The 11,834-nt window shown below is 68.6% G+C and carries 12 protein-coding genes and 1 pseudogene; 6 read left to right on the top strand and 7 right to left on the bottom strand.

Features of this window, described 5'->3' with window-relative positions:
• Window positions 1-449, top strand: a 449-nt coding sequence (locus ENN83_RS11405) for a trimeric intracellular cation channel family protein (RefSeq protein ID WP_287187128.1), incomplete at its 5' end; no start/stop codon positions are given.
• Window positions 450-461: 12 nt separating this feature from the next.
• On the opposite strand, the gene prfB is transcribed toward ENN83_RS11405, so the two are convergent.
• The 5 genes from prfB to ENN83_RS11380 form a co-directional block, all read right to left on the bottom strand.
• The gene (gene prfB / locus ENN83_RS11400; RefSeq protein WP_287187127.1) at window positions 462-1,589 is read right to left on the bottom strand and encodes a peptide chain release factor 2; all 1,128 of its coding nucleotides are present in this window, start codon (window positions 1,587-1,589) and stop codon (window positions 462-464) included.
• Window positions 1,590-1,675: 86 nt separating this feature from the next.
• Window positions 1,676-4,207 carry a penicillin-binding protein 1A gene (locus tag ENN83_RS11395; protein WP_287187125.1) on the bottom strand — a complete coding sequence of 844 codons (2,532 nt, stop codon included), beginning with the start codon at window positions 4,205-4,207 and terminating at the stop codon, window positions 1,676-1,678.
• A gap of 127 nt (window positions 4,208-4,334) precedes the next feature.
• Entirely contained in the window at window positions 4,335-5,567 is a 1,233-nt protein-coding gene (locus ENN83_RS11390; protein WP_287187123.1) for an N-acetylmuramoyl-L-alanine amidase, read from the bottom strand.
• A gap of 117 nt (window positions 5,568-5,684) precedes the next feature.
• Window positions 5,685-6,293 carry a superoxide dismutase gene (locus ENN83_RS11385; RefSeq protein WP_287187120.1) on the bottom strand — a complete coding sequence of 203 codons (609 nt, stop codon included), beginning with the start codon at window positions 6,291-6,293 and terminating at the stop codon, window positions 5,685-5,687.
• Window positions 6,294-6,546: 253 nt separating this feature from the next.
• Entirely contained in the window at window positions 6,547-6,711 is a 165-nt protein-coding gene (locus ENN83_RS11380) for a hypothetical protein (protein ID WP_287187119.1), read from the bottom strand.
• 399 nt (window positions 6,712-7,110) lie between these two features.
• On the opposite strand from ENN83_RS11380, the gene ccmI reads away from it, so the two are divergent.
• Genes ccmI through ENN83_RS11365 form a run of 3 tightly spaced genes read left to right on the top strand, consistent with a single transcriptional unit; the run spans window position 7,111 to window position 9,046 of the window.
• The gene (gene ccmI / locus ENN83_RS11375) at window positions 7,111-8,346 is read left to right on the top strand and encodes a c-type cytochrome biogenesis protein CcmI (RefSeq protein WP_287187116.1); all 1,236 of its coding nucleotides are present in this window, start codon (window positions 7,111-7,113) and stop codon (window positions 8,344-8,346) included.
• A 56-nt stretch (window positions 8,347-8,402) separates the two neighbouring features.
• Window positions 8,403-8,822 carry a Holliday junction resolvase RuvX gene (gene ruvX / locus ENN83_RS11370; RefSeq protein ID WP_287187130.1) on the top strand — a complete coding sequence of 140 codons (420 nt, stop codon included), beginning with the start codon at window positions 8,403-8,405 and terminating at the stop codon, window positions 8,820-8,822.
• Entirely contained in the window at window positions 8,819-9,046 is a 228-nt protein-coding gene (locus ENN83_RS11365) for a DUF1289 domain-containing protein (RefSeq protein WP_287187115.1), read from the top strand. Before ruvX ends, ENN83_RS11365 begins: the two co-directional genes overlap by 4 nt.
• Before the next feature lie 104 nt (window positions 9,047-9,150).
• Here the strand turns inward: ENN83_RS11365 and aroB are convergent, their stop codons facing one another.
• Window positions 9,151-10,278: a 3-dehydroquinate synthase gene (aroB, locus tag ENN83_RS11360; RefSeq protein ID WP_287187112.1), complete on the bottom strand. Its 1,128-nt coding sequence runs from the start codon at window positions 10,276-10,278 to the stop codon at window positions 9,151-9,153.
• Window positions 10,275-10,820 carry a shikimate kinase gene (locus tag ENN83_RS11355; protein WP_287187110.1) on the bottom strand — a complete coding sequence of 182 codons (546 nt, stop codon included), beginning with the start codon at window positions 10,818-10,820 and terminating at the stop codon, window positions 10,275-10,277. The genes aroB and ENN83_RS11355 overlap by 4 nt, the downstream gene beginning before the upstream one ends.
• Window positions 10,821-10,942: 122 nt before the next feature.
• Here ENN83_RS11355 and ENN83_RS11350 point away from each other — a divergent pair, with 122 nt between their 5' ends.
• Both ENN83_RS11350 and ENN83_RS11345 read left to right on the top strand, forming a co-directional pair.
• Entirely contained in the window at window positions 10,943-11,077 is a 135-nt protein-coding gene (locus tag ENN83_RS11350) for a hypothetical protein (RefSeq protein ID WP_287187108.1), read from the top strand.
• A gap of 4 nt (window positions 11,078-11,081) precedes the next feature.
• Window positions 11,082-11,834: pseudogene (locus ENN83_RS11345) on the top strand (hypothetical protein); the annotation flags it as partial.

The raw sequence follows: 11,834 nt of genomic DNA, 5'->3' as shown, positions 1-11,834 counted from the left end.
TCGGCTTCCTGTTTCCGGGCGCGGTCACCGGCATCGGCGGGGGCACCTTGCGCGATCCGGTTCTGGGCGTGCCGGTCTTCTGGGTGCAACAGAATCTCTACCGTGTTGTCTGCGCCGCGACCGCCGTTCTGGTCTACTCATCGCGCATCTGCCGGAATCGCGTTATCGCCTACCGCTGTGGCTCGACGCGGTCGCGCTTGCCGCCTATGGCGTCTTCGGTGCCCACAAGGGGGGTTCTTGTCACCGGGTCGGCGACGGTTGCCATTGCCATGGGAATGCTGACCGGAACATTCGGCGGCATCCTGCGGGATGTTCTGGCCCGCGAACCCTCGGTGCTGATGCGACAGGAGATCTATGTTGCGCTCGCCATGACCGACGCGCTGGCCTTCGGCTGGACCCTGCCCGCCTACCGCTCGCGCCCCGGACGCCCGCCCGAGGATCTGCGCTGATACCGCTCGGGCTCAGTCCTCGGCCCGAGCCTCGGCGCGGCTCTTCCCCGCCACATTCAGGGCCAGCGTCGCTGCCATGAACTGGTCAAGATCGCCGTCCAGAACGCCCGCCGTGTCCGAGGTTTCGACCCCGGTGCGCAGGTCCTTGACCATCTGGTAGGGCTGCAGGACATAGGACCGGATCTGGTTGCCCCAGCCGGCCTCGCCCTTGGCGTCGTGCTGGGCCTGGATGTCGGCGGTCCGACGCTCCAGTTCCATCTGGTAGAGCCGGGATTTCAGCGCCTTCATGGCGATGTCGCGGTTCTGGTGCTGGGATTTCTCGGAGCTCGTCACAACGATGCCAGTAGGAATGTGGGTCATCCGCACCGCCGAGTCGGTGGTGTTGACGTGCTGGCCGCCCGCCCCCGACGACCGGTAGGTATCGACCCGGATATCGGCCGGGTTCACCTCGATTTCGATATTGTCGTCGACCACCGGATAGACCCAGACCGAGCTGAACGAGGTGTGCCGCCGCGCCGCGCTATCATAGGGCGAGATCCGCACCAGCCGGTGAACGCCCGATTCCGATTTCAGCCAGCCATAGGCGTTGTGGCCCGAAATCTTGTAGGTCGCGGACTTGATCCCCGCCTCTTCGCCCGGGTTCTCGGCCTGCAACTCGACCTTGTAGCCATGCGCCTCGGCCCAGCGGACATACATCCGCGCCAGCATGTTCGCCCAGTCGCAGCTTTCCGTGCCGCCTGCGCCCGCGTTGATCTCAAGGAAGGTGTCGTTGGCATCCGCCTCGCCATCGAGCAGCGCCTCCAGCTCCTTCTGGGCGGCCTTCTCGCGCAGCGCCTTCAGCGCCGCCTCGGCCTCGGTCACCACATCTTTGTCGTCCTCGGCCTCGCCCAGTTCGATCAGCTCGATATTGTCATCAAGCTCGCGAGAAATTCCCTTGTAGGTCTCGATCGCATCTGCAAGCGCCTGACGCTCGCGCATCAGTTTCTGCGCACGCTCGGGATCGTTCCACAGGTCCGGGTCCTCGGACATCGCATCGAATTCTTCCAGCCGGTGCTCGGCCGTGTCCCAGTCAAGCCGCTGGGCCAGCAGCTTCAGCGACTTGCGGATCTCCGCGACGGTATTCTGCACCTCTGCACGCATGGCATCCGTGCCCCTTCAAGCTCTTGTCCGACAGTTTCAGATGGGGGTCATATCCCGGCCCGCACGCCCGGGCAAGCGGGCCGCCCTCAGTAAAGCCCGCCCGAGGAAATCGTGCCGAAATTCGCCTTGGGCCCGACCACCGCCTTGCGGCCCGTCGAGGTCGTGACCTCGCGCGGGGGGCCTGCGGGGTCAACGTCGCCCTCGCCGCGGCCGAAAAGCGGCAGGTCCGATCCCATCGCGAAGCCGCCATCCACCATCGCGCCGATGCCGAAGATCGGCTCCTCGCCCATGCGGAAATACTCGGCCACCACATGCTCGCCGCTGGCATCATCGGGCAGGCGGCCGCCGGAATAGCGGTCGATCTTGATGAAGCGGCCGCCCGGCGGCACCTTGAACGGCCCGCCGCCATATTTCGCCGTCGCCTTCTTCATGAACTCGTTGAAGACCGGCGCGCAAAGCGTGCCGCCTGCCGCCCGCGCGCCAAGACTGCGCGGGCGGTCATAGCCCATGTAGCAGCCCGCCACGATGTTCGAGGTGAAGCCCACGAACCAGACGTCGCGCGCATCGTTGGTTGTGCCGGTCTTGCCCGCGGTGGGCACGCCCAGATTGACCCGCCCCGCCGCCGTGCCGCGCTCAACGACGCCCTGCATCATCGAGGTCAGCTGATAGGCGGTGATCGCGTTCATCACACGCTCGCGGTCGCTGACGATGGTCGGCGCCTTGCCCGGCGCAAGGGCCGGGTCGTCGCAATCGGTGCAGGTGCGGGTGTCGTGGCGGTAGATCGTCTTGCCCCAGCGGTCCTGCACCCGGTCGACCAGCGTGGGTTCGACCCGCTCGCCGCCATTGGCGAACATCGCATAGGCCGCCACCATCCGGTAAAGCGTGGTCTCCTGACTGCCCAGCGAATTGGCGAGGAAGGGTTCCAGCCGGTCATAGACGCCGAAGCGTTCGGCATAGGTCGCGACCGTGTCCATGCCGATCTCCTTGGCCAGACGCACGGTCATCAGGTTGCGCGAGCGTTCGATGCCGGTGCGCAAGGGCGTCGGTCCGTAGAACCGGTTCGAGGCGTTCTTGGGCCGCCAGATGCCTGCGCCCGTGTCCACCTCGATCGGCGCGTCGATCACGATGGTCGCGGGCGTGAACCCGCTGTCCAGCGCAGCGGCAAAGACGAAGGGCTTGAAGGCCGAACCGGGCTGGCGCGTGGCCTGGGTGGCGCGGTTGAAGACCGAATCCTGATAGGAAAAGCCGCCCTGCATCGCCAGAACGCGGCCGGTGTTCACATCCATCGCGACGAAGCCGCCCTGCACCTCGGGCACCTGGCGCAACGTCCAGCGGATGAAGCTGCCATCGGAATCCGATACCATCCGGCGGACATGAACCACGTCGCCGGGCGCGAAGTTCTGGAACAGGTCGCCGTGGAACCAGGATGTATCTGCGCGCGGCACCTCGGCCGTGCCCTCGACGTTCTCGATGCCGATCACCAGCCGCTGTTCCTCGACCGCCAGCACCACCGCGGGCAGCCAGGGGCTGACCAGGTCGATGTCGCGCGCGATCTCGGTCCGGGTCAGCGCGGCACGCCAGGCGGTCTCGTCGGCCAAGGCGGCGGGATCGATCTTCTGGCCGCTGCTGCGCCAGCGCCCTTGCCCCCGGTCGAACTCCTCCAGCGCGCGCCGCAGGGCGTGGGCGGCTTCCAGTTGCAGTTCGGGGTCGAGCGTGGCGCGGATCGACAGACCGCCGCCGAAGAACTCGGCCTCGCCGAAATTGCCTGAAAGCTGGCGTCGGATCTCGTCGGTGAAATAGTCGCGTTCGGGCAGGCTGGCGGCGAAGGGCGGGTAATCGCCGTTCTGCACGGTCCTGAGCGGTTGAGCCCTGGCTGCGTCATAGGCCGCGGCGTCCAGATGGCCGTTCTCGAACATCTGGCGCAGGACATAATCGCGCCGCTCGATGGCGCGATCATGGGCCCTGACCGGATGATAGGTCGAAGGCGCCTTGGGCAGCGCCGCCAGATAGGCGGCCTCTTCGGGGGCAAGTTCGGCCAGGGTCTTGTTGAAATAGGTCTGCGCCGCGGCCGCCACGCCATAGGAGTTCTGGCCGAGGAAGATCTCGTTGAGATAGAGTTCGAGGATCCGGTCCTTGGACAGCGTCTGCTCGATCCGCACGGCAAGGATCAGTTCCTTGATCTTGCGCTCGCCCGTCCGCTCGCCACCCAGCAGGAAGTTCTTCATCACCTGCTGGGTGATGGTCGAGGCGCCGCGCAGCGTCTCGCCCCGTGTCTGAACCGCCTCGATACCGGCTGCGACGATGCCACGGGCATCGAACCCCTTGTGGCTGTAGAAATTCTTGTCCTCGGCCGAGATGAAGGCGTTCTTGACCAGGTCGGGGATTTCCTCGGCGGGCGCGAACAGGCGCCGTTCATCGGCAAATTCGTCGATCAGACGGCCTTCGCCGGAATAGATCCGGCTGATGGTCTTGGGCTGATAGGTTGCCAGATCGTCGTGGTTCGGCAGGTCGCGGGCATAGGTCCAGAACACCCCGCCCAACAGAAGCGTGGCGCCGACAAGCCCGAGGGTGATCAACGTGAACACCACCCCGAGCGATGAGAGAATGAAACGGATCAAACCGCCCCTGCCCTTTCCTGATCGCATGGACCTCTATACGCCGCCCCGCGTCCGGGGTCAAAACGAACGGCCCCCGGCCGGCCGCGATGCGCCGGCCTGCTGGTCACGTCCTCGGGAAGGACCGGTTTCAGCGCCTCAGCAATACCGCCTGTGCCGCGTCCTCGGCCGCCCATTCCCCGATCGCGCCGACGATTCCGGCAATCGCCCGCGCGCGCCATTCGGGCGAAACGAGGTTGCGCCGGTCGCGTTCCGAGGACAGGAAGCCCAGTTCGACCAACACCGAGGGGATATCGGGCGATTTGAGCACGGAGAAGCCCGCCGACAGCCGCGGCCGCTTGTGCAGGCTTCCGACATGGGTCTGCAACCCCGCCACGATGGCATCCGCCAGCCGGTCGGCGCGGGGTGCGGTCTCGGTGCGGGCGATGTCCATCAGGACGGTCGCGATCTCGTCATCCTTGTCGGTCAGGTCCACCCCCGCCAGCAGCGCGTCGCGGTCATGGCGTTCGGCCAGCAGGGCCGAGGCCTTGTCCGACGCGGTTTCCGACAGCGTGTAGACCGTGCCGCCGCTCGCCTGCCCATCGGCCAGCGCATCGGCATGCAGCGAGATGAACAGATCGGCCCTGGCCGCGCGCGCGATGTCGATGCGGGTTTCCAGCGGCACGAAATGATCGCTGTCGCGGGTCAGGACCGGTTCGTGCCCGGCGCGGATCAGCGCCTCGGACAGTTCGCGGGCGAAAGTCAGCATCAGATCCGATTCGCGCAAGCCGCCGCGCTCGGCACCCGGGTCGATGCCGCCATGGCCGGGGTCGAGCACGACGCGCAAGGGCCGCGTGCCGTCCTGGCGGCGCTGCGGCGGGGCCAGTTCCTCGGGTGGTGGCAGGCCCCATAGCGCCGAGGCGGGCGGGCGGGCAGAGGTGGCAAAGGCGTCCGGATCGACAGGGGCAAGCCGCACCGACAGAAGCGCCCGGCCCGTTGCCCGGTCGCGCGCCATCTCGGCCGTCTCGATGCCCAGGGGGCCGCCAAGTTCCAGCACGAGCCGCGACCAGCCCGGCCGCACCGCCCCTGCCCGCGCCGCTAGCACCCGGCCGGTGGCGATCAGCGCCGCGGGATCGGTGCCGCGCCAGTCCACCTCGCGGAAATCCGCGACCAGTCGCGGCGGGTTGTCCAGCGTGTAGACCTGGTAGGGCACCGGCTGGGACAGGTCGAGGATCAGCGCGATCCCTACCCCTGAATCCGCCACCCGGGAAGCCGCCGGATCGGGCCGCGCCAGCGCCGTCATCTCCTGCGCCAGCGCCGGGGCCGCCCCGCCAAGCACGGACAGAAGCGCCACAAAGCGCAGAATGGAAAGGGAAAATCTCATGGCTGCCCGCTCTTGACTTACGCGATCATAGCGCAGCCGGAAGACGCGCGAAACAGCAAGCCCGAATGCGAACGGCCGCCCCCTGGGGACGGCCGCAGACCATGCGAAATGCCGGGATTACGCGTGCGAAAGCCGCGCGGCGACGTTTTCCCAGTTCACGAGGTGATCGAGGAAATTCGACAGGTAGGCCGGGCGCTTGTTGCGGAAGTCGATATAGTAGGAATGTTCCCACACATCGCAGCCCAGAAGCGCGGTCTGGCCGAAGCAGAGCGGGTTCACCCCGTTCTCGGTCTTGGTGACCTTGAGCGCGCCGTCGGTATCGACCACCAGCCAGCACCAGCCCGACCCGAACTGCCCGGCCCCCGCGGCCGAGAATTCCTCCTTGAACTTCTCGACCGAGCCGAAGGCATCGCTGATCCGCGCCTCGAGTTCCGAGGGCATGGCGGATTTGCCCGGCCCCATCATTTCCCAGAACTGACAATGATTCCAATGCTGTGAGGCGTTGTTGAAGATGCCGTTCTGGGCCACCGCGCCCTTCTGATAGGTGCCCCTGACGACATCCTCAAGGGACTTGCCCTCCCATTCGGTGCCGGCGATCAGCTTGTTGCCATTGTCCACATAGGCCTTGTGGTGCAGGTCGTGATGGTACTCCATCGTCTCCCGCGACATGCCCAGATCGGCGAGCGCGTCATGGGCATAGGGAAGGTCGGGAAGTTCGAAGGCCATGGATCCCCCTGTCGGTCTTTGATGCGTCACTTTGACTTGGATGGCGCGGAGACGGGGGCAAGGTCAAGTCCCGGGGGAAAGAAACAGACGCGCCCTCACCGCCCCCCGGTCCCGGCTAGAGACGACGCGGGTCCGCCGGTCGGGCGGGATCGGAATTTCATCGGACAAGCATCCCGACGAGTTCCGCGCGGCGCGGCGCCGAACCGCCGTCAGGACCGCCCCCCGCCGCCATCGGCAAGGGGGTCAGGGACGCTCAGTCCTCGCTCACCGGGTAGACCTGGACGGAACCGCCGTTGGTGTTGCCGTAGATCTGGGCGCCGACCACGCCGAAGAAGACCGGCAGAAGCAGGCCGGCCACGATGCCGAACCACTTGGCGGCAGAATCGGGAACCAGAACGTCGTAATTTTTGTCGGACATGGACAGGACTCCGAATGAGGTTTGGCGCTTGTTATGCGAAGCATGCCCGTGCGCGTCAAGGCGACCAAATGCGCAGACGCGCGCCCTGCGACAGAGCGGCCCAGCCGACAAGGGCGCGCGGCGGGCCGCGGGCGGGATCACATCCTGGTGAGATATCCGCCCCCGGCGCGGTCGGCCGCGCGCCGCCCCGACCGGTCCGGCGCGGCCACAAGCGTCCCGTTTCGGCCTTGTCCGCCGGGCTCTCGCCGCTGCGTCCGACACCGGGGACGCCGTGCCTTCCGCCTGCGCGCAGCACCCCGTCCGGGCGGTGCCGTGGGGGGGCGGCGGCCGCTTTGCCCTTTCGGAACCGGCCGGTCCGTAATAGATCGGCGAACGAGGCTGAAGAAGGGGTGGACCCGTATGGCATTCACGCTCATTGCCCTGGGGCTTGCCGCGGCAATCGCGGCGCTGCTGATCCTGGCGCTGCTGCGCGGCCGCTCCGATGCCGCACCGGCCGCGGCCTATGATCTGCAGGTCTATCGCGAGCAGTTGCGCGAGGTCGACCGCGACCTGGCCCGCGGCGTCATCACCGCCGACGAGGCCGGGCGCATCCGCACCGAGGTCTCGCGCCGGGTGTTGGAGGCCGACCGCAGGCTGGCGGCCGTGACCGCCGGCACCCCGGCCCCGCGCGCGGCAAGCCTGGCGATCGGGCTGGCGCTGGCGGCGCTGCTGCTGGGCGGCAGCTGGGGCGTTTACCGCACGGTCGGGGCGCCGGGCTATCCCGACCAGCCGATGGCGGCGCGCATCGCGCAGGCCTCCGAGTTCCGCGCCAATCGCATGCGCCAGGCCGAGGCCGAGGAGGCCGCGCCGCCGATCCCGGTGCCCGCGCCCGAGCCGCAGTACCTGGAGCTGGTCGAGCAACTGCGCGAGGTGGTCGCCGAACGCGGCAACGATCTGCGCGGGTTTCTGCTGCTGGCCCGCAACGAGGCCGCGCTGGGCAATTTCCGCGCCGCCTATGCCGCGCAATCGCGCGCCATCGAACTGAAGGAAGGCCGCGCCAGCGCCGAGGATCATGCCACCATGGCCGACATGATGGTGCTGGCCGCGGGCGGCTATGTCTCGCCCGAGGCCGAGGCGGTTCTGGAAAACGCCCTGAACCGCGACCCGAGGAACGGCACCGCGCTCTATTACTGGGGGCTGATGCATATCCAGACCGGGCGGCCCGACATCGCCTTCCGGGTCTGGCGCGAGCTTCTGTCGGTCTCGCAGCCGGACGATCCCTGGCTTGCGCCGGTGCATGCCCAGATCCGCGACCTGGCCTGGTTCGCGGGCGATGACGACTATACTCCGCCGCCGCTGCCGCAGGCCGGTCCCCTGCGCGGCCCCTCGGTCGAGGATATCGCGGCCGCCGAGGGGATGACCGCCGAACAGCGTCGGCAGATGATCGTCGGCATGGTGGCGGGCCTGTCGGACCGGCTGGCCAACCAGGGCGGCAACCCCGAGGAATGGGCGCAGCTTATCCGCGCGCTGGGCATGCTGGGCGATACCGAGCAGGCCGCCGGGATCTGGGCCGAGGCGCAGCAGGTCTTCGCCCCGCACCCGGAGGCGCTGGACACCATCCGCGCGGCGGCCATCGCGGCGGGCGTGGCCGAGTGAGCGTCTTCGACAGCGCCGAGGGTTTCGCCGCGGCCCTGCCCGACCGCGGCGCATTGATGGGGCTGGATTTCGGGGATAAGACCATCGGCGTGGCGGTCTCGGACGGGCTGCGCTCGGTCGCGAGCCCGCTGGAGACGATCCGGCGCAGCAAGTTCACGCAGGATGCCGCCCGCCTGCTGGAGATCGCGGCGCGGCGCTCTGCCGGGGGGCTTGTGCTGGGGCTGCCACGCAACATGGATGGCAGCGAGGGGCCGCGCTGCCAGTCGACCCGGGCCTTCGCACGCAATCTGTCGCGGCTGACCGAGCTGCCCATCGGCTTCTGGGACGAGCGGCTCTCGACCGTGGCGGCCGAACGCGCGCTGCTCGAGGCCGACACCTCGCGCAAGCGCCGCGCCGAAGTGATTGACCATGTCGCGGCGGGCTATATCCTGCAGGGGTTCCTTGACCGCCTGCGCCATCTGAAGGACGCGCCATGAGCGAAGACCGCCCCGCCCGCGTCGATGGCGCCATCGAAAGCCCCTGCACTGGGGTCTGCGTGGTCGACCGCGAAAGCCGCCTGTGCACCGGCTGCCTGCGCTCGATCGACGAGATCACCGCCTGGACCAGGATGCGCCCCGAGGACCGTCGCCGGATCATGGCCGAGCTGCCCGCGCGGCGCGGCCGCCTCGGCCTGCCCCCTTCCCTGTCCGGTCCGGCCTGAACCCCCCGCCCTACCCTTCTTCTGGCCGGAAATATCCCGGGGGGGAGTCCGCAAGGACGGGGGGGCAGCGCCCCCCCTTGCGCCCTCTGCCCCGCCAGACCCCGTCAGCCCCGGCGCGCGGCCAGCGCCTCGTCCAGCAGCGCGCGCAACAGCCCCGCATCGACATCCGAGGTGACGAAGGCCTGCCCGATCCCGCGGGCCAGGACGAAACGCAGCCGACCGTCCTGAACCTTCTTGTCCTGCGCCATCAACCCGATCAGCGCCTCGGCGCCGGGCAGGTCGCCGGGGATGTCGGCCAGATCCCTCTTCATCCCCATCGCCGCCAGATGGGCCCGCACGCGGGAGGGCTCTTCCTGGCTGCACAGCCCCAGTCGCGCCGACAGATCGAAGGCCAGCGCGCAGCCGAGCGCCACGCCCTCGCCATGCAGGAGGCGGTCGGAATAGCCGGTCGCGGCCTCCAGCGCGTGGCAGAAGGTATGGCCGAGGTTGAGCAGCGCGCGCTCGCCCTGTTCGGTCTCGTCGCGCTCGACGATGCCCGCCTTCATTTCACAGGACCGCCGCACCGCATGGATGCGCGCGGCCAGGTCGCCCGCGGCCAGCGCAGGGCCATTCTCCTCCAGCCAGTCGAAGAAGGCCGCGTCGCCCAGCAGGCCGTATTTCACCACCTCGCCATAGCCGGCCAGGAAATCACGGCGCGGCAACGTGTCCAGCACGCCGGTATCGGCCAGCACAAGGCCCGGCTGGTGGAAGGCGCCGATCAGGTTCTTGCCATGCGCCGAGTTGATCCCGGTCTTGCCGCCCACCGAACTGTCCACCTGCGCCAGCAGCGTGGTCGGCACCTGGACGAAGCGCACGCCGCGGCGCAGGACGGCCGCGGCAAAACCTGCCAGATCGCCGATCACGCCGCCGCCCAGCGCCACCACCATGCCGCCGCGCTCGACCTTCTGCTCGATCAGCCATTCCACCGCACGCGAGAACTGCGCCCAGCCCTTGGTCGCCTCGCCGGGCGGCAGGGCAAGCGCCGGGGCCTCGATGCCCGCGGCGGCCAGGCCCGCGCGAAACGGCGCCAGATGCAGGGCGGCCACGGTTTCGTCGGTCACGATCGCGACGCGGGGCCGGGTCAGCAGCGGGCCGATCTCGGCGCCCGCGCGCGCGATCAGGCCGGGGCCGATGCGGATGTCGTAGGCGCGTCCCGGCAGGGCCACATGCACGGTTTCAACGGTCTCGCTCACATCCCCTCCAGCACGTCGGGCCGGGTGCGGAGCGCGTCCAGCACCTTGTCGGCCATGTCCTCGATCGAATAGCGCGGATCGGCCTTCACCGCCAGATCCGCCAGCGCGTAAAAGGGCTTGCGCTCGTCATGGAGCCGCGCCAGCGTGCCGAGGGGGTCAGCGGTCTGCAACAGCGGCCGGGTGGATTTGTGCCGCACCCGGTTCCACAACAGGTCCAGATCGGCATCAAGCCAGACCGACACGCCGCGCGCCGTGATCGCGGCGCGGTTCGCCTCGGACAGGAAGGCGCCGCCGCCGGTGGACAGCACCCCGGGCGGTCCGTCCAGCAGGCGGGCGATCACCTGCGACTCGCGGGCGCGGAAGAACGCCTCGCCGTCGCGGGCGAAGATCTCGGCGATGCTCATATTGGCGGCCGCGACGATCTCGGCATCCGAATCGCGGAAGGGCACGTCCAGCTTTCTGGCCAGCGCCGTGCCGACCGCGGTCTTGCCCGCGCCCATCAGCCCGACAAGGGCGATGGTCTTCTTCAGCCTTGCGCCCAATTCAGGCGACCTCCCGCCAAGTTGTTCCCTGCGGCCCTTCAATGGCGTGAACTCCCCGGGAATGCCAGTTATAATCGAGCCAAAGCGGGTAACGCGCGGACCAAAACGGAAGGCAGGGCAGGATGTTGCGGCTTCTGAAGCTATTTGTAATTCTGGGTGTCATCGGCTTCGTCGGGCTGGTCGGCTTTGCCTATCTGGGCGATCTGACACCCGACCAGAAAGTGGTGAGCGAAAGCCTGACGCTCGATGTGGACTAGGACGATGCTGCGCCGGCTGGCCATTCTGGCGGTGGCCTGGGCCGCCGCGAGCGGGTCGGTGCGCGCCGAACCGCCGCTGTCGGCGATCGACTGGCTGTCGGACTCGGTGACCGACCCGACGGTACGCACGGTGCCGCCCGCGCTGAGCCCTGGACCCGCCATCGAGCCGATCGAGGTGCAGCCGCTGGCCGGAATCAGCGTCGATGCGGTCGGGCTGTTGCCCGGGCAGGTCACCGGACTGCCGCGCGATCTGTGGGGACCGGGGCGGCCCGAGGAGATCGCCCGCGCGATCCGGGCCGAGCGGGTGGACACGCTGCCGGCGATGCAGGCGCTGCTGCTGATGCTGCTGCTGGCCGAGCTTGACCCGCCCGCGGGGATGCGCCCGGGCGAGGACGGTCTGGTGCTGCTGGCGCGGCTGGACAAACTGCTGGATCTGGGGGCGCTGGACCAGGCGCAGGCGCTGGTGGAACGCGCGGGGCCGACCGATCCGGAACTGTTCCGCCGCTGGTTCGACATCTCGCTGCTGACGGGTCAGGAGGATCGCGCCTGCGCGGCGATGCGCCTGACGCCCGATGTCGAGCCGACCTTTCCGACGCGGGTGTTCTGCCTGGCGCGGCGCGGCGACTGGAATGCCGCGGCGCTGACGCTGGAGACGGCGCGCGCGCTGGGCTACGTCACCGACGAGGAGGACGCGCTGCTGGCGCGCTTTCTCGACCCCGAACTGGCCGAGATCGACGCGCCCCTGCCCGCCCCCAGC

The sequence above is a fragment of the Rhodovulum sp. genome (assembly GCF_011048875.1).
Classification (GTDB): Bacteria; Pseudomonadota; Alphaproteobacteria; order Rhodobacterales; family Rhodobacteraceae; genus Rhodovulum; species Rhodovulum tesquicola.
This window is presented reverse-complemented; position numbering and strand designations above follow the sequence as displayed.

Excerpts from the sequence above, each read along its gene's own strand:
- prfB (WP_287187127.1), bottom strand. The coding sequence starts at position 1,589 with ATGCGTGCAGAGGTGCAGAATACCGTCGCGGAGATCCGCAAGTCGCTG.
- ccmI (WP_287187116.1), top strand. The coding sequence starts at position 7,111 with ATGGCATTCACGCTCATTGCCCTGGGGCTTGCCGCGGCAATCGCGGCG.
- ENN83_RS11385 (WP_287187120.1), bottom strand. The coding sequence starts at position 6,293 with ATGGCCTTCGAACTTCCCGACCTTCCCTATGCCCATGACGCGCTCGCC.
- ENN83_RS11350 (WP_287187108.1), top strand. The coding sequence starts at position 10,943 with ATGTTGCGGCTTCTGAAGCTATTTGTAATTCTGGGTGTCATCGGCTTC.
- ruvX (WP_287187130.1), top strand. The coding sequence starts at position 8,403 with ATGGGGCTGGATTTCGGGGATAAGACCATCGGCGTGGCGGTCTCGGAC.
- ENN83_RS11380 (WP_287187119.1), bottom strand. The coding sequence starts at position 6,711 with ATGTCCGACAAAAATTACGACGTTCTGGTTCCCGATTCTGCCGCCAAG.
- ENN83_RS11365 (WP_287187115.1), top strand. The coding sequence starts at position 8,819 with ATGAGCGAAGACCGCCCCGCCCGCGTCGATGGCGCCATCGAAAGCCCC.
- ENN83_RS11390 (WP_287187123.1), bottom strand. The coding sequence starts at position 5,567 with ATGAGATTTTCCCTTTCCATTCTGCGCTTTGTGGCGCTTCTGTCCGTG.